Consider the following 22,336-nt stretch of genomic DNA (forward strand, 5'->3'; position numbering starts at 1 on the left):
AAACGGTTAGAAAAATGTAAAAATGCGGGTTTTACCTATACCGTCATAGCTATTATTTATAATTGTTGGCATTCTTTTTTCGTACATTTGTCTATTATTAAGAATAATTACATACGATGGAACTTCCTATTTACTTAGATAACAATGCAACTACTCCCCTTGACCCAAGGGTATTAGAAGCGATGCTACCATATTTCACCAACAAATTTGGTAATGCTGCCAGCCGTAACCATGCTTTTGGATGGGTGGCAGAAGAAGGTGTTGACTACGCTCGTGAACAAGTGGCGAAACTAATTGGCTGTATTGATAAAGAAATTATCTTTACCTCAGGTGCTACAGAAGCAGACAATTTAGGTATCAAAGGAGTTTATGAAATGTATCAGGACAAGGGTAATCATATCATTACCGCAACTACTGAGCACAAAGCAGTATTAGATGCTTGTAAACATTTGGAGAAATTAGGTGCTAAAGTAACTTACCTGCAAGTGAAAGAAGATGGTTTAATCGATCTTCAGGAGCTTGAAGCTGCTATGACTGAACAAACTATCTTAGTTACGATCATGTATGGTAACAATGAGATCGGTGTAATTCAGCCAATCAAAGAAATTTCTGCTATTGCACATAAACATGGTGCATTGTTCATGACGGATGCAACACAAGCTGTAGGAAAGATTCCTGTAGATGTAAATGCTGATGGTATTGACTTAATGGCATTTTCAGCGCATAAAATGTACGGCCCTAAAGGTGTTGGTGCATTATATGTACGCCGTAAAAACCCAAGGGTTAAAGTAACCGCACAGATCGATGGTGGTGGTCATGAGCGCGGTATGCGTTCAGGAACATTAAATGTACCTGGTATCGTTGGTTTGGGTAAAGCATGTGAACTTTGCCGTTTGGAAATGGATGAAGAAGCAAAACGTTTATCTGCACTAAGAGATAAATTAGAAGGCGCTTTATCTCAAATGGAAGAAAGTTACATCAATGGTAACACAGAACACCGTTTGCCACATGTTGCCAATATCTCCTTTAAATATGTAGAGGGTGAAGGCTTAATGATGTCGATGAAAGACCTTGCTGTATCTTCAGGATCTGCTTGTACTTCCGCTTCATTAGAACCTTCTTATGTATTGAAAAGCTTAGGTCTTTCTGATGATTTAGCACACTCTTCTATCCGTTTCGGATTGGGTCGTTTCACGACTGAAGAAGAGATTGATTTCGCTATTGAGCACACTAAAGCAGCAGTTAATCACTTAAGAGAACTTTCACCACTATGGGAAATGTTTAAAGAAGGAATTGACTTAAGCAAAATTGAATGGGCAGAGCACTAAGCTCCCGTCCTTAACAAACAATATTTAAATACAATCCCCGGAAACGGAGATTTGGAGGAAAACAAAATGGCATACTCAGAAAAAGTAATGGAACATTATACCAACCCTAGAAATGTTGGTACTTTAAATAAAGATAGCAAGAATGTAGGTACAGGATTAGTTGGCGCACCTGAGTGCGGTGACGTAATGCGTCTACAAATTGAAGTAGATGATAACAATGTGATCACAGATGCGAAATTCAAAACTTTCGGTTGTGGATCAGCAATTGCTTCTTCTTCTTTAGCTACTGAATGGTTAAAAGGAAAAACTGTAGATGAGGCTTTGACCATCGACAATATGGACATCGTGGAAGAATTGGCTTTACCGCCGGTTAAAATTCACTGTTCAGTATTGGCTGAAGATGCGATCAAATCTGCAATCAACGATTACCGCGTTAAAAACGGTATGGAGCCAATTGCAATGCCTAAATCTCATCACTAATTTCAATCTTAGTTTAGCTGTTTTACAAGGCTAAACTTTAATTTTTAAAACGATGATTACGATAACCGATAAAGCAAAAAGCAAAATTGATCACCTGATGCAAGATGCGCAGATGGATGATACTTATTTTTTGCGCGTCTCTGTTAAAGGCGGAGGTTGCTCTGGTTTATCATACAATTTAGATTTTGATAACGAAGAGAAAACCGGAGACCAGTTTTTCGAAGATAGAGGTATCAGGATTGCATTAGATATGAAATCCTTTCTTTATCTTGCCGGTACTGAGCTTGACTTTTCAGATGGTTTAAACGGAAAAGGATTCAATTTCCATAACCCTAACGCAAGTCGTTCTTGTGGTTGTGGCGAGAGTTTCTCTGTTTAACTAATACACCTTATTGATTTAAAAGGGCACATCAGTGCCCTTTTTTCATGTAACTGATTTTTTCTTTCCAAAGAAAAGTTTATCATTGTTCCTCCAATCAAACAAAATATTATAACATGGTATCATTTAATGAGTTTTCTACCGTTCCCAGTCTCTTGAGAAACGTAGTAGAAAACATCCATAAACCAACAGAGACTTTTCTCATTCATAAGAAGAATGCCGACTGGGAAGAAATCTCTTTTGAAACCACACTGCAACGTGCAGATTCGGTAGCTTCATTTTTCCTCGATAAGGGAATTGTAAAAGGTGACCGTATGGGATTAATGATCGAGAACTCTCCTGATTATGTTTACTATGACCAGGGAATCCAACAGATTGGCGCCATTAACGTTTCTATCTACCCTACGCTCTCCGAACAGGAAGTCACTTATATCATCAATGATTCGGGAATCAGAGCAATTCTGATCGGTAATCCTTTTCTATTTAAAAAAATAACCAAAATTGCGGAGAACTGCAGAAATCTGGAATACATCATTCCCGTTTTCGCAGATTATCAAAAGATAGCTTTACCGGAAGGCATGAAAGCGGAAGTCATTCCTTTTTCTACTTTACTGGAAACTATGGTAAGCGAAAAAAGACGCGCAGAAATTACACGCATTCGCGAAGCTTTGCGTCCTTCAGATATTTCCTCCCTGATTTATACGTCTGGTACTACGGGTACGCCGAAAGGTGTCGTCTTATCGCACAACAACTTTGTACAAAACGTTAAAGTCTGTTTGCAACAAATCCCGATCATCGACGAAACAGAAACATTTTTATCTTTCCTGCCTTTATCTCACGTATTTGAACGTACCGCAACTTATCATGTTTGCTGTGCCCAGGGTTGTAAAATTGCTTATGCGCAAAGTCTCGAACTGCTGGCAAAAAACATGGCAGAGATCAAACCAACAGTGATGAGCTGTGTGCCGCGTTTACTGGAAAGAATCCATGATAAAGCTATCAAAAGCGGTACAGCGGGTGGTGGATTAAAATCAAAAATTTTCCTTTGGGCCTTAGATATCGGTCAGGAATACCGCAACGTTAAAGAAGCGGGTAAACAACCAGGTTTGATCTTATCCGCCAAAAAAGCGCTTGCAGAGAAGCTGGTATTCAGTAAAATTAAAGAAAAAACTGGTGGTCGTTTAAAATTCATGTTATCCGGTGGTGCAGCATTGCCTAAAAATGTGGGTGAATTTTTCGGGAATCTAGGTATCAAAGTACTGGAAGGTTTTGGCCTGACAGAAACTTCTCCGGTAATGGCGGTGACAGAATATGACCGACAAGTATATGGTACGGTTGGTCGTGTGATCCCGGGTATTGAAATCGGAATTCAAAACGTAGAAACCAAAGAAATCATCAATATTCAAACCCATGAAACCTTTCAGGAGGATTTTGAATGTGAAGAAGGCGAAATTATTGTCCGCGGGCATTGCGTAATGCAAGGCTATTTTAATAAACCTGCTGAAACAGCAGAAGCAATAGATAAAAACAACTGGTTCCATACCGGTGATATTGGCCGCTTCTATAAAGGAAACCTCCAAATCACAGATCGTTTAAAAAATATGATTGTCAATGCTTATGGTAAAAACGTATACCCTACTCCGGTAGAAAATATTTACCTGAAAAGCCCAAAAATTGATCAGTTGTTCCTGATTGGTGATAAAAGAGAATATTTAACTGCCATCATTATCCCAAACAAAGAAACTTTACAGGAAGAATTTAAGTTATCGGAAGCGTTTTTCCAACAGCCACAACTATTTATTGAAGATAAAGAGATTGTAGACTGGATGGCTAAAGACATCAAAAAACTTTCTAATGAACTGGCCAAGTTTGAGCGCATCAAAAATTTCAAGATCAAAAGAAACCCTTTTACGATTGAAGACGGAGAGCTTACGCCAACCATGAAGGCGAAAAGAAAAGTTATCGAAAACAAGTATGCCGCCAACATCGACGAGATGTATGCAGAAGAAGTAGAGGTTGATTAAGCCCCTATTTCTCATTTATTCTTTGCTATAAATAGCATATATATAATATTTATAGCACAGAAACATATAAAAACATCACAAAACACTATTTTTGTGAGATCACAGGAATCTGTGATTATAATCAGCAATAAAATAAACCTTTTCCGGCATAACGCCGGACAGATCACAAATATGAGTACAGGACTATCAGAACAAGAGTTGTTGCGTAGAAATTCGCTAAACCAACTTCGTGAATTAGGGATCGATCCCTACCCTGCTGAAGCATTTGAAATCAATGCCCATGCAGCAGATATTTTAGCTAACTACGAAAGAGATAAGACTGCATATAAGAACATCAGCATTGCAGGCCGTATCATGACCCGCAGAATTATGGGGAGTGCTGCCTTCGTAGAATTGCAGGATTCGACAGGAAGAATACAAGTTTACTTAAAAAGAGACGAGCTATGCCCTGACGAGGACAAAGCCTTATACAACACCGTATTTAAGAAGTTATTGGATCTGGGAGACTTTATAGGCGTAAAAGGCTATGTATTCACTACCCAGACCGGAGAAATTTCTGTTCACGTTACGGAATTCAAATTGTTATCAAAATCCCTAAAGCCTTTACCAGTGGTAAAACGCGATGAGGAAGGAAATATTTACGATGGTTTTACTGATCCGGAATTGCGCTATAGACAGCGTTATGTGGATCTTACGGTAAACCCTGGATACAAACAGATTTTCATCAACCGTTCAAAAGTCATCAATACGATGAGAAATTACTTTGATGAACAAGGTTGGATGGAAGTAGAAACTCCGATTCTTCAGCCTATCCATGGTGGTGCAGCGGCACGTCCGTTTGCAACACACCACAATACATTGGATATGCCATTATACCTACGTATCGCCAACGAACTTTACCTGAAAAGGCTAATCGTAGCTGGTTTTGACGGTGTTTATGAGTTCGGTAAAATGTTCAGAAATGAAGGTATGGACCGTACACACAATCCGGAATATACCGCGATGGAAATCTATGTAGCTTACAAAGACTACATCTGGATGATGGGCATGCTAGAAGAATGTCTGGAAAAAATCACGGTAACGATTCATGGAAAATCAGAAATTGAAGTTGGTAAACATAAAATCAATTTCGCAGGTCCTTATGAAAAACTTACCATGTACGAATCTATCCAGAAATATACTGATATCGATGTATCAGCGATGACGGAAGATGAGATCAGAGAAGTTTGCAAAAGCCTGAATATTGAAGTAGATAGCTCTATGGGTAGAGGAAAACTGATTGATGAGTTGTTTAGCGAGAAAGTTGAAGCCAACCTGATCCAACCTACTTACATCACGGATTATCCGTTAGAAATGACTCCTCTGGCTAAAAAGCACAGAAGTAAAGAAGGCTTGGTAGAAAGATTTGAACTGTTTGTAAACGGTAAAGAAATTGGTAACGCTTACTCGGAGCTGAATGATCCTATCGATCAGAAAGAGCGTTTAATTGAGCAATTGAAACTATCTGAAAGAGGTGATGATGAAGCGATGGCCATGGATGAAGATTTCCTTCGTGCATTGGAATATGGTATGCCTCCAACCTCTGGTTTAGGTATCGGTATTGACAGGTTAGTGATGTTAATGACCAACCAGTCTACTATTCAGGAAGTTTTATTCTTCCCTCAGATGAGACCGGAGAAAAAAGCAAAAGTAACTACTGATGAAGATTTCATTAATGCAGGTATCCCGGCAGAATGGGTTCCGGTAATCAGAAAGATGAACATCAATACCATTGAAGAATTAAAAGCAGCCAACCCGAATAAGGTTTTTAACGACTTAGGAGGAATGCGCAAGAAACTGAAGCTGGAATTAACGATGCCTTCAAAAGAGGACGTAGAAGCCTGGTTTGCTTAACAAACTGATAACATAAACTTAAAGGCCTGCTACATTAAATGTAACAGGCCTTTTTTAATTTAGAGCATATTTAAAACACAGAAAATATGTATAGCTCAAGTTTAGAAATCACAGAAAACGAATACTGCATTAAGCTCAACAAAGAAGAGTTCGACCTGACTTTAATCCGTCAGCTGATTAAAAGAATCCAGTCGGAGCAATTGTTCTTCAGCAAAAAGAAAGAAGAACAAGAAGGCGATATCATCAGCAGATCAAATGAACGCAATTATGAAAACTTTGACAGATTGAGTGAAAAATAAAAAGCCACATTCTCATGTGGCTTTTTATTCAATTCTTAAATATTCCTATTTGTATCTTACTTGTTGTTGTCTGTCCATCATTCCCATTTGATCTTTCATCTGTTTGATCTGGTCAGCAAGTAATTTATTCTTATCGGCTTTCTTCGCTTCCGTTAGGTACATCTGCGCTTCTCTTTTATTTCTCTTTCCCATTGCAATTCCCGCAAGGCTTAACTTAGCCAATGCGATGTTGTGGTCCATGGTCATTCCCAATGCAAGTGCTTTCTTGAAGTATTTCTCAGAAGCCATTGGTGTTTTTCTGGATTCAATTAAACCGATCAACAAGTTGTAATAACCATGTTGTGCTCTAATCAATTGTTTCTCATAATCAGTAATTCTTCTTAAGAAAACTTCCGATTTAGGCATGTTGTCTTTTCTTAAATACCATTGAGCAAGTAACATATTCTCATTGAAGAAGTAAGTTACCCCGATTAAAAGACTGATGAAAAACGCTAAAATTCCCCATCCCCATAAACCGAAAACCATCAGGGCGATGGCCCCTCCTAACACTGCGAAACCTATAATAAGGCGAACTATATTTGGCATATTCCTTTTAAATTATTTTTTGCAAATATCGTGTTTATATCACAAAAAGCAGATTTAATTTATAAATTCAACAAAAGAAAAGGATAATTATCCCTATCAACCTAAGAAACCAAGCCAAATCTGTGATGAAAAAGTTAATTACCTTTACGCTATTATTATTTGCCATGACAGCCAGTTCACAAGAAATCAACAAGAAAACCAAAGACGATACCGGGAAGGTCACCGGATTGATCAACATCTGCAGCAGGGCTGGTTTACAAGCCTTATCAGATACACAGCATAAGTATGACATAGAATATCCGGCCTATCAACCAGATCAGCCTACATTGGCCGCCCTCCAGCCTTTAATGAAGGATAAGAAAATCACAATTGTGATGGGAACCTGGTGTGGTGACAGTCAGTTACAGGTCCCTCATTTTTACAAAATGCTGGATGCCTTAAACTTTAAAGAATCAGATATCACCTTGATTTGTGTAGACCACAGTAAAAAAGCCGAAAACGGGCTGATAGACGGAATGAATATTTCCCATGTCCCTACTTTCATCGTAACTGAAAACGGAAAGGAGCTGGGCCGCATTACAGAAACACCAATAGTAACGCTTGAAAAAGATATGTTAAGTATCTTCGCGAAAAAATAAAATATGTTTGTTGATATAGATATGCCGCTGAATTTAGATAAAAGCTGGCTAACCCATTTGGAGCCGGAGTTTGACGAAGCCTACATGAAAGCTTTAAAAACATTTTTACTGGAAGAAAAGCAACAGGGACACGAAATCTATCCCAAAAGCACAGATGTATTTAATGCCTTAGACCATACGCCATTCGATAAAGTGAAGGTGGTGATTTTAGGACAGGATCCCTATCATGGCCCGGGGCAGGCACATGGCTTATCCTTTTCCGTGCAAAAGGGAGTAACCGTTCCCCCATCATTAAAGAACATCTATAAAGAACTCAGCACAGATATTGAAGGTTTTAAGACACCTGATCATGGAAACCTGACCCAATGGGCAGACCAGGGAGTACTTTTACTGAACGCCACCTTAACTGTGAGGGCAAGAACACCAGGTTCTCACCAGAAAAAAGGCTGGGAAATGTTTACCGACAAGATCATCACGGAATTATCCGAAAAAAGAACCGGATTAGTTTTCATACTCTGGGGCGCCTATGCTCAAAAGAAAATCGTTTTGATAGATACGAGTAAGCACACCGTGATTATTGCGCCACACCCCTCTCCTTTCTCTGCATACACTGGTTTTTTTGGCAGTCAGCCCTTTTCAAAAACCAATGCCCAATTGATAAAACAAGGAGAACGTCCAATCGACTGGCAAATCAGCTAAAAAACAAAAGGGGCAATTCAACCTACATTGAATAACCCCTTTTGATCCAAAAACAGGATCCCCCCTGTTTTTCCTAATTGAATTAGGTGGAAGAAACAATTTTAGTACTCCAAAGGAACAATAGGTTCTTTCTTTGTCGTAGACATAATCATCATCGTTTGAAAAGTTTTCACCACGGAGATCTTACTGATCTTATCCATGATCAAACGTTCATAAGCTTTGATATCGTTCACGTAAACCTTTAACAAAAAATCTGCCTGTCCGGTTACATGGTGACATTCTGTAATTTCTTTGATTTGGTTCACCTCATCAAGGAAAATCTGAATGGTATTGTTCTTATGAAAATCTAATTGAACCTGGATAAAGGTTTTGATTCCTAACCCTAGTTTTTCTTCATCCACTAAGGCATGATAACTTTTTATGAAACCCGACATTTCCAGTTTACGTACCCTTTCTAAGGTTGGTGCCGGAGAAAGTCCGATTTCCTGGGATAAAAGAAGATTGGTAATCCTACCGTTCTCTTGTAGTAGTTTCAGTATTTTAAAGTCTGTTTTATCTAGTTCTGCTGCCATCTGTGTTTAAAATATAGTCAAAGGTAGGCTATCAACACCAAAAACACCAAATTTTATTCTAAAAATCGTACAAATAATTGCAGTTTATTTCTCTTTAATTTTTTAGATTTGTCTAAACATTTAGTTAGACAAATAAAAATGCAATCATTCACTGAAGAGAACTACCTGAAAATCATCTACCATTTATCGGAGAACAATGAGGGGGCTGTACAAACCAATGCGATTGCTGAAAAAATGCAAACCAAAGCTGCTTCCGTAACTGATATGCTCAGGAAGCTTTCGGAGAAGGAACTGATCGATTACAAAAAGTACCAGGGTGCACGTTTGACCGCTCGTGGCAGACAAACAGCGATCAATGTAATCAGAAAGCACCGGCTTTGGGAAGTATTTCTGGTGGAAAAACTAAATTTTAAATGGGATGAAGTTCATGACATTGCAGAAGAACTGGAACACATCAATTCTCCGGAACTAGTAGAACGTCTGGATGAATTTCTGGCTTTCCCAAAAAATGATCCGCATGGGGATCCGATTCCTGACAAAAACGGGAATTTTGATTTCGTACCATTTATAAAACTCAGTAAGCTTAAAAAAGACAACCAGGGATTGATTATGGGCGTGAGTGAACATTCCTCCGCTTTTTTGAAACACCTGGAAAAACTAGGACTTACTTTAGGAAAATCATTAACCCTGAGTACCATAAATGATTTTGATGGCTCAGTAGAAATTATAGTAGAAAATAAAAAGATCAGTGTAACCCGGGAAATAGCCAAGCACATACTCATCAGGATTTAACATGAAGCATTCCGAATCTCTAAGCGAAGTAAATCAAAGTGTAGACACCAGCAAGCGTAAAGGCTGGCGTCGTATTTTATCATTCATTGGCCCTGCTTATTTGGTGAGTGTCGGTTATATGGATCCGGGAAACTGGGCCACAGATATTGCCGGGGGTAGTAAATTCGGATACCAGCTGATCTGGATTCTGTTAATGTCTAACCTGATAGCCTTGTTGCTACAGTCTTTAAGTGCCCGGTTAGGTATCGTCAGGGGCCTGGATTTAGCCCAGGCATCCAGGAATGCCTATCCCAAATGGATTAACATTCCTTTATTCGGTCTTGCTCAAACGGCCATTATCGCCTGCGATCTGGCGGAAATCATTGGTATGGCCATTGGTTTACAACTTTTATTCGGATTGCCCTTAATATGGGGAATCAGTGTAACCATATTTGATACCGTACTATTATTATTTCTGCTCAATAAAGGCATGCGTAAAATGGAAGCTTTTATCGTTTCCATGGTATTTATTGTCGGCCTTTCCTTCCTCGTGGAAATGTTTATCGTAGAACCGAACTTAAAAGAAATCGTAAAAGGATTTGAACCTTCCATGCTATCAGGAGACGCTTTATACATAGCGATCGGTATCATTGGGGCAACGGTAATGCCACATAATCTATACCTTCATTCCTCTTTGGTGCAGACCAGAAAGTTTGAGCGGGATGAGAAAGGCATCAAAGAAGCCATTAAATTCAACTTCATTGATACTGCGGTCGCCTTAAACCTGGCGTTTTTTGTCAACGCAGCCATACTGATTCTTGCAGCAGCGGCCTTTTATAAAAACGGCTTACATGAGGTTGCGGAGATTCAGGACGCACATAGGCTCTTGCAAAACATCTTCGGAGATGTGGCCCCGGCCCTATTTGCCATCGCTTTAATTGCTGCCGGACAAAGTTCAACGGTTACCGGTACCCTTGCCGGACAAATCGTAATGGAGGGCCATTTAAAGCTAAGAATCCAACCTTGGTTACGCCGTTTAATCACTCGTTTACTCGCGATTATCCCGGCTTTCTTTACCATTTTAATTCTTGGAGATGATGCGCTGGGCGGTTTACTGATCCTGAGTCAGGTGGTCCTGAGTTTACAACTCGGTTTTGCAGTCATCCCACTGATTCACTTCACTTCTGATAAAAAAACGATGAAAGGCTTTGCCATCAAACCATGGGTGAAAGCCCTGGCATGGATCAGTTCTATTGTCATTGTAGCATTAAATGTGAAACTGGTTATGGAAGAAATTGGCACCTGGACCAGCAATAGCCACAGTTGGTATTTATATGTATTGGTGATTCCTGCAGCCATTTTGATTGGCTTATTGTTATTATATGTTTTCATTTATCCGCTATTGAGCAAAGCCAAAGAAGGGCAACACAATGCGCCACATGGCGAAGCTCTGGATATAGAAGAAGTTCAAAAAATCAAATATGCACATATCGGCATTACCGTTGACTTTTCTAAAAATGATAGAAATACCATTCGTCATGCCCTCACTCAAGGTGGAAAACAGGCACACTACTACCTGATTCATGTAGTAGAAACTGCTGTTGCACGATACCATGGCGAAGCGGCCTTAGATGCAGAAACCTTAAGCGATGCGGAAAACCTGGAGAAATACCGTGCAAATCTAAAAGAGCTGGGGTATAAATCTACCGCGCACATAGGCTATGGAGGTACCGTAGCGGCAATTGTGGAAATCAGTAAACAAAACAATCTGGAGTTATTAGTGATGGGTGCGCATGGCCACCAAGGCTTAAAAGACCTGATTTTGGGAACCACAGTCAACTCAGTAAGACATAAAGTAACTATTCCGGTATTAATTGTCCGATAAAATTCAGAAATCCCTATTTCTTTCGGATATTAGCGGTATTCTTATAAAATCCGGCATAGAATATATCTATGCCGGATTTGTAAAAATTAAGACCAATGAAGAACGACATCCAGATTAAAAATAAAAGAGCTTACTTCGATTACCATATTGTAGAGGAATTCAATGCCGGATTAGCCCTGTTGGGTACCGAAATTAAAGCCATCAGACAAGGTAAAGCAAATATGTCCGATGCCTTCTGCATGTTCATAGGAGATGTTCTTTACGTTAGAAACTTACATATTTCCGAATATAGCCACAGCTCTTTCCACCATCATGACATTAAGCGCGACAGGGTATTGCTACTTCATAAGAAAGAACTTAAAAAGCTAAAGTTCAGAAGTGAGGAAAAAGGCTATACCATCGTTCCTTTGAGGATTTACACGAACGACAGAGGTTATGCAAAGATCCAGATTGCTTTGGCTCAGGGTAAGAAAGAATTCGACAAAAGAGATAGCATCAAAGACAGAGAATCCAAAAGAGAAATGGATCGTGCAATGAAAGAATAAGGAACCTGGTTTATTAATTTACCAGGCCTGATCTCCCACTAAGGGCACAAAACGGAAGGTATCCAGCTCAATCCTATCGTAATCTGTTTCGCTTGCGCGGATTACGGTCACCATTTTCTGGCTATGCTCATCGCCTACAGGAATGACAAGAATACCACCGATTTTCAGTTGTTTCAATAGAATTTCAGGGACAAATGGTGCACCGGCAGTCACAATAATCTTATCATAAGGAGCATGTTCAGCGATGCCTTTAGAGCCATCGCCAAAGAAGAAATGCGCATTATACCCCATTCCAGGCAAAACACGAATGGTATGGCGGTAAATGCTTTCCTGGCGTTCAATGGTATATACATTGGCGCCCAACTCCATTAATACACAAGTCTGATAACCAGAACCTGTACCGATTTCCAATACCTGATCCCCTTTTTTGATATGAAGCAATTCGCTTTGATAAGCTACCGTATAAGGTTGTGAAATGGTTTGACCATCGCCAATTGGAAAGGCGATATCTTTATAAGCCTGAGCCCAGAAAGTTTCATCGAAGAAAAAATGACGTGGTACTTTCCCAATGGCTTCCAGCACCTTTTTATCAGTGATACCTCTACCCTCAAGATGAGTAACCAATCTTTTTCTCGCTCCCCGCTCCCTGTAATTATCTACAAACTTATATGCCATTACTCAAAAATAGGTTTTTGAAAACTAATGCACCCACTTAATCGGCTGCTAAACGCTAATCCGCACAGTATCAATCTCAATAAAACTAGTAAGGATCTACATCCACCTGAACAATTGCGCCACGGTACTCTTTTTCTGCCTGAAATTGCAAAATAACGTCTTTAAGTATCGATTTCACTTTGGTGATGGCCGTATTTTTATCGGTTTTAATGATGATTTGTTTAATATAATAATTCCTGATTCTGCCCACCATCGGTTGCTCCGGACCTAATACCCGACTTCCCAAATGGCCTTTCAACACATTCGCGAATTTTTGTGCGGCAACATTCAGCAGATTCATGTCTTTATGCTTGATATTGACAAAAATAACCCTGGTAAATGGCGGATACTGAAATTCTCTTCTCTCGCGAATTTCATCCGTATACATTTCCTGATATTTATTGTCAATTACCTGCGTAATGATCCTGTGTTTGTCATCGTAAGCCTGGATGATCACCTTTCCTTGTTTATCCCTTCTTCCTGCTCTACCGGCCACCTGTGCCAGCAGCTGATAGCTTCTTTCGAATGCTCTGAAATCCGGATAGTTCAATAAAGTATCAGCGTTGATGACGCCAATCAGGGTCACATTGTCAAAATCCAGACCTTTAGCTACCATTTGAGTACCAATCAGGATGTCTGTTTTCTTCTCCTGGAAATCGGAAATGATCTGTTGCAGTCCATTTTTCGTCCGCGTACTGTCTACATCTAACCTCGCGATTTTCGCTTCAGGGAAGATCAGCGACAGCTCCTCTTCTACCCTTTCCGTTCCAAAACCTTTTTGCTCAATATGTACAGAACCACAAGCCGGACAAACATTGATACTATTTTGATGGTATCCGCAATAATGGCAATGCAATTTACCACTGGTCTTATGGTAGGTTAAACTTACATCGCAACTCACACATTTTGGGGCATAGCCACAAGTTGCACAAATCAGGATCGTAGCATAACCACGTCTGTTTTGAAACAGGATCACCTGCTCTTTTAATTTCAACGTTTCTTCAATCTCTTCCACTAGTTTGGTAGAGAAATAGGAAATCATCTTTTTCTTTTTAGTCTCTTCTGATATACTGATCACCTCCTGAACAGGTAGCGCTACCCCACCAAATCTTTCAGACATGGTGACGAGTCCATACTTCTGATGCAGGGCATTAAAGTAACTTTCAATAGATGGTGTTGCCGAACCCAGAACCACCTTTGCTTTATGCAACCAAGCCAGATACACTGCCGCATCCCTCGCCTGATAACGTGGAGCTGGCTCCTGCTGCTTGTAAGAAGATTCATGCTCTTCATCAATTACAATCAGCTTTAAGTTCTGGAAAGGCAGGAAAACCGCAGACCTGGCACCTAAAACGATCCTATATTTACCGTTCAGTACCTTATTCCAGATTTCTACCCTTTCATTGTTGTTAAATTTAGAGTGATAAACCCCAATGGCATCCCCAAAATAACGTTGGATCCGCTCTACAATCTGGGTAGTCAAAGCAATTTCCGGTAAAAGGAACAAGACCTGTCCACCGTTTTCAATTGCTTTTTCAATCAATCTGATATAGACTTGTGTTTTACCTGAGGCGGTGACCCCATGTAATAACACCACATCTTTCTTTTCAAATTCAGTTTCAATTTGTGTCAAAGCCAGTTGCTGGTTTTCACTCAGCTCAAAATTCAGCACAAAATCCTCGTCCTGGTCTTTGAGCCTGCTCACCGGCTTCTTCTCGATCACAAAAACCTCTTTATCCATCAACGTTTTCAGCGCCGCTGGCCCACAATCACTCTCTTCCAGCAGTTGTGCCTTCGGAATTACTCCTTGTTGCCTGGACATCTTTAAAAAGGTCATCAGGGCATTCATTTGCTTCGGCGCCCTTTCCAGCACCGCAAACAATTGTTTCAAATTCTCCTCTTCCTGATAAAAAGAATGCAGCGTAACGAATGATTTCAGCAAGGGTTTATACTTTTCAATCACCTCTTCGGCGATATAAACCATTTCCTTGTCCAGTAACGTATTGATGATGGGGTACACGGTTTTCTGTCCTAATAAAGTAGAAACCTGATCTATCGTAAGACGACCATGTACTTTTAAGGCATTGATCAGTGTTTCCTGTTTCAGGTTGAGCACTTCTCCATCCTGAGGAAATTCCTCTTTCAGGACGATGATGGTTTCACTGGCTAGCTTCAAACCGGCAGGCAAGGCGGCAGACATCACTTCACCCTCATTACAAAGGTAATAGCTCGTCATCCAATCCCAGAATTCCAATTGCGAACTGGTAATAACCGGATGCTCATCAACCACATCAATGATGTATTTCGCCTGATAAATTTCCGGAGCCTGCTGACTGATACTTTTAATCAGTGCCGTATAAATCTTACTTTTCCCGAACTGAACCACCACGCGCTTTCCTATTGCCACCTGATCATTCAGTTCAAAAGGCACCCTGTAAATGTAATTTTTCGCCAGAGAAAGTGGCAGGATCACCTCGATAAAAAGCGTTTCCCTTTCTTCGAATTCCAGTTGACCAGAACTCATGCTTACTTATTATTTGAAGCGGCGAAAAACAAACTTCCCCATCCAAGAATGAACAATAATCCACCAATCGGTGTAATTGGTCCTAAAACAGCACCAAACCCAATATGGGTAATCTCTCTGGTGGCTAATAAGTATAATGATCCTGAGAACAGGATAATTCCTGATGTAAAGAAAATGTAAGCTAGTTTAAGTAGCTTAGGTTGATTCATACTCAGCTGCGAAAGAAACAACAAAGCGAAAGTATGATAAAACTGGTATTCCACTCCTTTACTCCATATTTCCAATGCTTCGGGGCTGACCTGGCTTTTTAAACCATGGGCACCGAAGGCACCTAATATGACTGCTGTTAATCCAAATAGAGAGGCGGTTAAAATAATAGGTCTGTTGCTCATAAAATCGGCTTTTTTAATCTTCCAAAATTAAGAAACCTGGCTGCATTTTCTTAGTAATCCCAACTTAATAAATTAAATTTGTAAGGACAGCAATGAAAAAGATCCTACTTAGCATCATCACCCTCCTAACAGCCATCGTGACCATGGCCTATTTATATTTTTCCAAACTAAATACGGCTCATGCAGAGTCCGACCTGAGCCTCTATGCCGCAGTCAGTGAATCCGGTTTTATCTTCTCCTTTGAACAGGATAAAAGCGTACTGGATCTTTTAAAAGGACAGGATAATTTTGAGGAAATCATGGGCGCGGAGAAATTCAAAGCCTTACAATCCTTAAAAGAACAAGTCCTTGCCAGTCCCACATTAAACGGAATTACCCAAAAACAAACGGTTTACCTGGGCATTCTTCCGGGAAAGGGCAAAGCAATGGATTTCATCATCAGTACGCAGAGCGATAAAGACATCAGTAAAATACAACTATTTCATGCCTTAAAAACTGCCGCCATACAAGTAGACAGCACCGCAGGACAGCTCAAATTAACCTTAGCCGACAGCAGTATTTTTTACCTGGGTATCAAAAACCACTTAATCCTCTTGTCCAATCGTCCGGAACCTGTCCAAACCATATTGTCAAAACCGCTGGATAAAAACGATGACAAATTTGCAGATTATATCAAATCAGGCAGTAAATTATCAAAAAACAGTCTTGCGCAACTGTATGTTAATTTCAACCGCATCCCTGCATTACTTAAACCCATAATCACCGGAAGTTTAAGCGGCGAACTTGCGATCCTGAATCAACAGGATGCTTTTGCTCATTTAACCTATAATTTCAGCAATGAAAAGGTGCTCTTCACCGGAACCACCAATTTCAATAACCCCAACAGCTATTATCAGTTGTTTTCGGAAGAAAGTCCACAGAAAATGAGTATCCAGAATATTTTACCGGAGGGTACGGCTAATTATACCAGCTATGCCCTGGATAAATATGAACCCTGGAGTAAAAAGCTGGAGCAATGGTTTACCCATCAAAAAAAAGATCAGAAAAAATTGAAACTAGTGGAAGCCATCAACCAGAAATACCATTTAAACCTGGAATTGCTGTTTCCGAAATACTTTCAGAATCAAATGATGACTTTTCAATTGAGTACCGGCGAAAAACTAGGTGCCATTAACCTAAGCAATGGGGATAAACTAGATCAGTTGCTGATTGATTTGAGCGAAGATTACTCCGAAGACCTGAAATTATTCAAAGAACCAGACTTGTTATACACTTACTTCGGACTGCCTTTTCAAGCATTTAAAAAGCCTTATTATACCATCCTCGATAATTATCTGGTTTTCGCCAATACTCCTGCTACCTTACAATCCTTTTTAGGTGACTACAGAGAGAATAAATTGTTGATCAACACTACTGGATTCATCAATATGAGCAACCAGCTACCAAATAGTTCCAACCTTAATTTCTACATAGACCATCAGAATTCCCGTAATATATTCGCTAAAAATGTAAACGCCCCCTTTTTCAGCCAATTCAATAAGGAGAAAGCATTGAAAAACTATGCCTCCCTTGTTTATCAATTATCCGGAGATCACGGGAAATTTCAAACAAATCTGCTGATAAACAAGTTTATTAATTCAGAAAAAGAATTTTAATATCTTCACCATAAATGATTAATAATCATCAAGTTTGTTAAGCAAATAACAAAATATGTTGAAAAAAGCGCTCCCTATTCTCCTGTTGATCTTATGCGCCCAGCAGCTAATGGCACAACAATATGGTCTTTTCAATACCAAAACACTATTTGATGGTTTTGAAAACCCCGCTCAAAAGGTCTTTACCCTGGATTCTTCCAGGCAATATGCCTCTAATTTTTTATTGCCCTATCTGGGAATAAACGCCGCCAGTAAGGGTAATTCCGATTTTGTTCGTAAATTATTTAACGAGCAGATTTACAACACAGCAAATGTCCCACTAGGACAGAAAAGCCTCAATACCGTGTATCAGCATACCAATGCCTACCTGTTGACGCTTAAAATATTTAACTCCTACAAATACCAGAAAGAGTTGGGCTTCTCCTGGCAGCTCAGAACGGATGGTCTCCTCAAATACACCAATGAAAGCCTGGTGCTTGTAGATAACTATCCCCGACTGGAAAATGAGATGCCTAAAAGCGGTGCCTTTAATGACAAGGGATATGCGCAGACTTACCATCAATTCAGTGTCACTTACAGAGAAAATTACACGAAGAGATTGTCTTTTGGTGCAAAACTAAGTCTCTTGAGTGGAACCAGTTACAACCAATTAAAAATCACAGACTCCGATCTGGATATCAACCAAACTAACGGTCTTTTAAGTGCCCGGTTTGTCGGAAATTACCGCAGTACCTTTAAAGACGTCAATGAACTAAGCACCAATACCTTTATGCCAACCTTCAGAAATCCGGGTGCATCAATCAGTTTTGGTACTTCCTATCAAAGTAAAAGCGGTTATTTTCTGATGGCCAACCTTAAAGACCTTGGATTCATCCGCTGGAATAGCGACTCTTATACTAAAAATGTCAATGAAATTATTGAAATAGAAGGAACTGCCGACAGCAAACAACAATTTCAAAACCGCCTGAGTGATGCACTACTTAAAGATCCGGAAAGACGTGGTTTTTACTCGGCTACCAATGCAAAGATAGATGTGATGCTCTCCAAAAGCTTCGGACTATGGACTCCATCCTTCATTGTGTCTAAAGATCTGTTCTTTACAGGTGGGGATGCCGTGATGGTTAATAAATTCAGGTATAATAGCTTTTCTGTATCGGCTAGTCCTACTTACAATTTCCATCAGCTATTTTACCTCGGACTTCAAACCATGTATCAGACCCCTAATTTCGAAGTATTTCTGGGTTCGGATGATGTATTAAAAACCACCAGTCAGGTACAGGGAATCCTAAATAAAGATGCCACTATTGGTACCGGATATAACGGTGCATCCGTATATTTTGGTATTGGAATAAAGTTCGGAAATCATGTGGAGCACCCGCAAAACAGCAGTACAATGCCGGGTATCGGAGAAGAATCTCCAGGTTTATTCAAGCGTATGTTTAGTATCTTCTCTAAAAAGAAATAACTGTAAGAAAGAGGTTTTAGTACTTACTTCTTTTTTGGCGTTGTAAACACAAAGTCTTTTAAGTAAAATGGCTCGAAATAAGCCACATCTACAAACTTACCTTGTGTGTAAGCAGCCATAGCCAGCGCACTCATATTGCCTGCGGAATTAAAATTGGCAGTAGAAAAATGCGCATTTTCATGTTGTAATGTCTCTGCGCATTTTGCGGCACCATCACCAATAAAGGTAACTTTTTGCGCCGTTAACAAGCTTTCAAAGCTTTGTTCATCAATAATTTTCGCTTCTACAGGGGATACGTAATCCAGTTGCGCATCAAAAACGGCGGTGAACACTTCCATTCTTCGGGCATCAATCATCGGGCAAACCAATCCTTCATGAAGCGGTTCGGCTTTCAAAAAACCTCCGGCCATCATTTGCAAAGTATCAATTGCGATTAAGGGCTTATCTAATGCAAAGCAAAGACCTTTAGCGGTTGACACTCCAATTCTCAATCCGGTATAAGAGCCCGGTCCTTTACTTACGGCAATCGCATCCAGTTCAGAGAACTTTAGTCCGGCGCTATTCATTACAGATTGAATGAATAAAGTAAGGCTTCCCGCATGAATATTACTGGCCATTTCTTCTTTCAGGGCAATGGTTTTCCCATCCTGAGAGATTGCGGCAGAACAAACTTGTGTAGCGGTTTCGATTTGAAGTATGGTGATCATCGGATAAATGTAAATATTCAGGATTAAGGAACAGGATCATGGCCATGTGCGCCCCAGGGGTGACAACGTCCAATCCGCTTCAAAGTTAACCATCCTCCTTTAAAAGGGCCGTGCTTTTTTATCGCTTCTATTCCATACTGGGAACAGGTAGGCGTAAAACGGCAATTAGCACCCAATAACGGCGATATAAACCATTGATATAGCTTAATTAGTCCTAAAAAGAACCAACCGATCACCAATTTAACTGCCCTGATCATTTTTGATGTTGCCGATTAACCTTTTCAAAGCACCCTCCATTTTCTTCTCCAAAAACGAGAACTCATAGATTTTCTTACCTACGTATTGGATAGAAAAAATCAGGAGCTGTTCTGATCCTTCCAAAGCCGGATACAGCACGGTTTGTTTTTGCAAACGATACACCTCACGAATCCTCCGCTTGATCAGGTTCCTGTCGACCGCTCTTTTGAAGCGTTTCTTAGGTGCGTTGATCACTACCTGAGCAGGGAAACTATGCGGCACATCTACAAAGCGATAAGAAATGCGGAATGGGTATAATAAAAAAGAAGAACCGTCTTTAAATAGTAGATCTAAAAGTTTTCTACTACATAACCGTTCTTCTTTATTAAATGTGTTCATGTTTTTGATCGCAAGTTTGCAGATATTTTGATCCGCTAACACTTAACGAGCTGCAATCAAAAATTATGCTTTGTGACGACGTTCGTCAGAAACTGATAGCTTACTTCTTCCTTTTGCACGACGAGAAGCTAATACTCTTCTACCGTTTGCTGTAGCCATTCTTTCGCGGAAGCCGTGTTTGTTTCTTCTCTTTCTTTGCGAAGGTTGGAATGTTCTTTTCATAACTGTATTATATCTTAGACTATTTTTTTAAATAAGAGGTGCAAATATAGGTTGATTTTATTTTAATTGCAAATAGAATTCAAGGTAGTTTGCATTTTTCCTTAAAATCTTACAAACCAAGCGCTGCTTTAAGTTTAATATAGCCCGTTTTACTTACCGGAAGCCATATGTCAGATTTCAAAAGAACAATATAACTGTCCTTTTCTTTCAATTCTATCTTTGTCACCTGGGCCAAATTTATGATATATGATCGATGAATACGAATAAATTGTGAAGATTCTAACGTTTGTTCAAAAAAGCTCATCGTCTTGTTCTTATGAAAAGCGCCTTCAGTAGTGCTTAACTTCACATAATCGTCGTCTGCTTCGAGGTAATGAATATCTGCTACAGCGATGATTTTTATGATCCCATTCTTCTTTACAACCACTCTATTCTGCTGAACGGGGTTCAGCGAGGCCGCATCTAACAGCTCGCGACTGTACTGTTCCGTCTGATTTAAGCGTGCCGGCAACTTTTGTATCGCCAGGTCAAACCTACTTTTTTCAATCGGCTTCAATAAATAGTCTACGGCATTTACTTCAAAAGCTTTTATGGCAAATTCATCAAAGGCAGTGGTAAAGATTACCGCAGGGTGCTGTTCTACCAACTCCAGCATCTCAAAACCATTGATCTTAGGCATTTGGATGTCCAGGAAAATAAAGTCCGGCTGGTGCTGTGTAATGGCTTTAATTCCTTCGAAGCCGTCGCTACACTCCGCAACTACCTCAATATCGGGAAAGCTGCTCAGATAATGTTTTACGATATCCCTGGCCAGGGATTCATCATCAATTAAAATGGTTCTCATCATTATTTCTGAGGTATTTTTAGCGTTGTTATATATATATTATCTTCTGTAGCCCTGGTTTGGAGCAATTGTTCATCACCAAACAACAGGTATAACCTTCGTTTGATGGCCGATAATCCGAATCCCGTCCCACCTGTCGCCCTCATTTCCGGATCAAATGGATTTTGTACCGTAATCACCAGCCTGTTATTTTCTACTTTCACAAAAATGGAAATCGTAATCGCGGCAGCGGTATTGTACAAGCCAAATTTAATCGCATTCTCCACAATAGGCTGTAGAAGAGTACCTGGCAGGCATAAATCTAAGGTTTCTTCTGCAACTTTCAGCTCAATATTTAAACGGTGACTAAAGCGTACTTTTTCAATATCGAGGTAGAGTTGAATATACTCCATTTCCTCTTCTACCTTCACCCAGATCTCATCATCTCTTTTTAGGTTTCCTCTTAAAAAAGAAGCCAGTTTCAGGATCATATTCCCTGCTTCTGTGGGATTCATGATCGTCAATGCGTAAACAGAATTGAGACTATTGAAAAGAAAATGAGGTTGTAACTGGTGGCGCAATTTATTCAACTCTGCTTCTTTGCTGAGATTCTGGGCGATAAGCAAGCGCTCCTGACTGGCGGATTGTTCTTCCAGGCGGTACCATAAAATATTGGCTACCGCACACCAGGCGAGGAAAATAAAGACAATAATAAACCTTAAAATCAGCGATAACTGTAAAAAGCTCCGGTACGTCAGCTCCTCAGCAAACAGATAAGAAAGGGCTACATTACTGACAAAAGTAATCACTCCGGCCAGCATCAGTGTGATCACCAATACAAACAGAATGGTTTCATTTTTTGGTTGATAATAACCAAGCATATTGCTTAAAATCATGCAAGCCAAAGCCAATAGCCCGTTGGTAACGAGGCTATCGGCAGCAGATATATACCAGTTAAAATTTAAAGTAAAATAGTAAAGCAAGACAAATACTGAGCTCCAGGCTAAAAAAATTGCCAGTGCATATCGTTTAATGTTCTTATTAGCGAGTGGTCTGTTGGTCAAAACAATTGGTTTAGGCTGCTGAAAATTGTGTTTTTA

General features: G+C 39.9%; 24 protein-coding genes. 13 read left to right on the top strand and 11 right to left on the bottom strand.

Features of this window, described 5'->3' with window-relative positions:
• The first annotated feature begins 116 nt into the window (after nucleotides 1-116).
• From R2Q66_RS08805 to R2Q66_RS08830, 6 genes are all read left to right on the top strand, one after another.
• Nucleotides 117-1,328 carry an IscS subfamily cysteine desulfurase gene (locus R2Q66_RS08805; RefSeq protein WP_316747959.1) on the top strand — a complete coding sequence of 404 codons (1,212 nt, stop codon included), beginning with the start codon at nucleotides 117-119 and terminating at the stop codon, nucleotides 1,326-1,328.
• 66 nt (nucleotides 1,329-1,394) lie between these two features.
• Complete coding sequence (gene iscU / locus R2Q66_RS08810) at nucleotides 1,395-1,808, top strand: Fe-S cluster assembly scaffold IscU (RefSeq protein WP_062549730.1); 414 nt, start codon at nucleotides 1,395-1,397, stop codon at nucleotides 1,806-1,808.
• Between the two features lie 52 nt (nucleotides 1,809-1,860).
• Complete coding sequence (locus R2Q66_RS08815) at nucleotides 1,861-2,187, top strand: HesB/IscA family protein (protein ID WP_062549731.1); 327 nt, start codon at nucleotides 1,861-1,863, stop codon at nucleotides 2,185-2,187.
• A gap of 116 nt (nucleotides 2,188-2,303) precedes the next feature.
• Nucleotides 2,304-4,211, top strand: coding sequence for a long-chain fatty acid--CoA ligase (locus R2Q66_RS08820; protein ID WP_316747961.1), 1,908 nt, complete (start codon nucleotides 2,304-2,306; stop codon nucleotides 4,209-4,211).
• Nucleotides 4,212-4,382: 171 nt separating this feature from the next.
• Nucleotides 4,383-6,104 (top strand): lysine--tRNA ligase, encoded by a 1,722-nt coding sequence (lysS, locus tag R2Q66_RS08825; protein ID WP_316747963.1) that lies wholly within the window; start codon nucleotides 4,383-4,385, stop codon nucleotides 6,102-6,104.
• 86 nt (nucleotides 6,105-6,190) lie between these two features.
• On the top strand, nucleotides 6,191-6,403 hold the full coding sequence (locus tag R2Q66_RS08830) for a hypothetical protein (protein WP_316747965.1): 213 nt from the start codon (nucleotides 6,191-6,193) through the stop codon (nucleotides 6,401-6,403).
• A gap of 45 nt (nucleotides 6,404-6,448) precedes the next feature.
• Here R2Q66_RS08830 and R2Q66_RS08835 read toward each other — a convergent pair whose 3' ends face one another.
• Nucleotides 6,449-6,988 (bottom strand): DUF2892 domain-containing protein, encoded by a 540-nt coding sequence (locus R2Q66_RS08835; RefSeq protein ID WP_316747967.1) that lies wholly within the window; start codon nucleotides 6,986-6,988, stop codon nucleotides 6,449-6,451.
• Nucleotides 6,989-7,113: 125 nt separating this feature from the next.
• On the opposite strand from R2Q66_RS08835, the gene R2Q66_RS08840 reads away from it, so the two are divergent.
• Together R2Q66_RS08840 and ung are read left to right on the top strand one after the other, a co-directional pair.
• Nucleotides 7,114-7,626, top strand: coding sequence for a thioredoxin family protein (locus tag R2Q66_RS08840; RefSeq protein WP_316747968.1), 513 nt, complete (start codon nucleotides 7,114-7,116; stop codon nucleotides 7,624-7,626).
• A 21-nt stretch (nucleotides 7,627-7,647) separates the two neighbouring features.
• On the top strand, nucleotides 7,648-8,325 hold the full coding sequence (gene ung, locus R2Q66_RS08845; protein WP_316748183.1) for a uracil-DNA glycosylase: 678 nt from the start codon (nucleotides 7,648-7,650) through the stop codon (nucleotides 8,323-8,325).
• Nucleotides 8,326-8,426: 101 nt separating this feature from the next.
• On the opposite strand, the gene R2Q66_RS08850 is transcribed toward ung, so the two are convergent.
• Nucleotides 8,427-8,897: an Lrp/AsnC family transcriptional regulator gene (locus R2Q66_RS08850; RefSeq protein ID WP_048906633.1), complete on the bottom strand. Its 471-nt coding sequence runs from the start codon at nucleotides 8,895-8,897 to the stop codon at nucleotides 8,427-8,429.
• Nucleotides 8,898-9,035: 138 nt separating this feature from the next.
• Here R2Q66_RS08850 and R2Q66_RS08855 point away from each other — a divergent pair, with 138 nt between their 5' ends.
• The 3 genes from R2Q66_RS08855 to smpB all read left to right on the top strand — a co-directional run bounded on the left by R2Q66_RS08855 (nucleotide 9,036) and on the right by smpB (nucleotide 12,098).
• Nucleotides 9,036-9,689, top strand: a complete 654-nt coding sequence (locus R2Q66_RS08855) for a metal-dependent transcriptional regulator (protein ID WP_316747974.1) — start codon at nucleotides 9,036-9,038, stop codon at nucleotides 9,687-9,689.
• A gap of 1 nt (nucleotide 9,690) precedes the next feature.
• On the top strand, nucleotides 9,691-11,553 hold the full coding sequence (locus R2Q66_RS08860) for an Nramp family divalent metal transporter (RefSeq protein ID WP_316747976.1): 1,863 nt from the start codon (nucleotides 9,691-9,693) through the stop codon (nucleotides 11,551-11,553).
• A 95-nt stretch (nucleotides 11,554-11,648) separates the two neighbouring features.
• On the top strand, nucleotides 11,649-12,098 hold the full coding sequence (smpB, locus tag R2Q66_RS08865) for an SsrA-binding protein SmpB (protein WP_182961031.1): 450 nt from the start codon (nucleotides 11,649-11,651) through the stop codon (nucleotides 12,096-12,098).
• Nucleotides 12,099-12,116: 18 nt separating this feature from the next.
• Here the strand turns inward: smpB and R2Q66_RS08870 are convergent, their stop codons facing one another.
• From R2Q66_RS08870 to R2Q66_RS08880, 3 genes are all read right to left on the bottom strand, one after another.
• Entirely contained in the window at nucleotides 12,117-12,773 is a 657-nt protein-coding gene (locus tag R2Q66_RS08870) for a protein-L-isoaspartate(D-aspartate) O-methyltransferase (RefSeq protein ID WP_316747985.1), read from the bottom strand.
• An 85-nt stretch (nucleotides 12,774-12,858) separates the two neighbouring features.
• Entirely contained in the window at nucleotides 12,859-15,336 is a 2,478-nt protein-coding gene (priA, locus tag R2Q66_RS08875; RefSeq protein WP_316747987.1) for a primosomal protein N', read from the bottom strand.
• 2 nt (nucleotides 15,337-15,338) lie between these two features.
• The gene (locus R2Q66_RS08880; RefSeq protein WP_316747989.1) at nucleotides 15,339-15,728 is read right to left on the bottom strand and encodes a DUF423 domain-containing protein; all 390 of its coding nucleotides are present in this window, start codon (nucleotides 15,726-15,728) and stop codon (nucleotides 15,339-15,341) included.
• Between the two features lie 92 nt (nucleotides 15,729-15,820).
• Between R2Q66_RS08880 and R2Q66_RS08885 the strand changes: the two genes are divergently transcribed.
• Nucleotides 15,821-17,383, top strand: coding sequence for a hypothetical protein (locus tag R2Q66_RS08885; protein ID WP_316747991.1), 1,563 nt, complete (start codon nucleotides 15,821-15,823; stop codon nucleotides 17,381-17,383).
• Nucleotides 17,384-17,438: 55 nt separating this feature from the next.
• A complete protein-coding gene (locus R2Q66_RS08890) occupies nucleotides 17,439-18,848 on the top strand; it encodes a DUF5723 family protein (RefSeq protein WP_316747993.1) in 1,410 nt (469 codons plus the stop codon).
• Between the two features lie 23 nt (nucleotides 18,849-18,871).
• Here the strand turns inward: R2Q66_RS08890 and tsaB are convergent, their stop codons facing one another.
• The 6 genes from tsaB to R2Q66_RS08920 form a co-directional block, all read right to left on the bottom strand.
• Entirely contained in the window at nucleotides 18,872-19,555 is a 684-nt protein-coding gene (gene tsaB / locus R2Q66_RS08895; protein WP_316747996.1) for a tRNA (adenosine(37)-N6)-threonylcarbamoyltransferase complex dimerization subunit type 1 TsaB, read from the bottom strand.
• A 23-nt stretch (nucleotides 19,556-19,578) separates the two neighbouring features.
• Complete coding sequence (gene yidD / locus R2Q66_RS08900) at nucleotides 19,579-19,812, bottom strand: membrane protein insertion efficiency factor YidD (RefSeq protein WP_182961045.1); 234 nt, start codon at nucleotides 19,810-19,812, stop codon at nucleotides 19,579-19,581.
• Nucleotides 19,796-20,191 (bottom strand): ribonuclease P protein component, encoded by a 396-nt coding sequence (locus R2Q66_RS08905; protein ID WP_316747998.1) that lies wholly within the window; start codon nucleotides 20,189-20,191, stop codon nucleotides 19,796-19,798. Before R2Q66_RS08905 ends, yidD begins: the two co-directional genes overlap by 17 nt.
• Nucleotides 20,192-20,254: 63 nt before the next feature.
• Nucleotides 20,255-20,413, bottom strand: coding sequence for a 50S ribosomal protein L34 (gene rpmH, locus R2Q66_RS08910; protein WP_073232865.1), 159 nt, complete (start codon nucleotides 20,411-20,413; stop codon nucleotides 20,255-20,257).
• 109 nt (nucleotides 20,414-20,522) lie between these two features.
• Nucleotides 20,523-21,260 (bottom strand): LytR/AlgR family response regulator transcription factor, encoded by a 738-nt coding sequence (locus R2Q66_RS08915; protein ID WP_316748004.1) that lies wholly within the window; start codon nucleotides 21,258-21,260, stop codon nucleotides 20,523-20,525.
• A complete protein-coding gene (locus tag R2Q66_RS08920; protein WP_316748006.1) occupies nucleotides 21,260-22,300 on the bottom strand; it encodes a sensor histidine kinase in 1,041 nt (346 codons plus the stop codon). Before R2Q66_RS08920 ends, R2Q66_RS08915 begins: the two co-directional genes overlap by 1 nt.
• Between the last annotated feature and the right edge of the window lie 36 nt (nucleotides 22,301-22,336).

Origin of the sequence: Pedobacter gandavensis, from assembly GCF_032677645.1 — a bacterium.
Taxonomy (GTDB): Bacteria; Bacteroidota; Bacteroidia; order Sphingobacteriales; family Sphingobacteriaceae; genus Pedobacter; species Pedobacter gandavensis_A.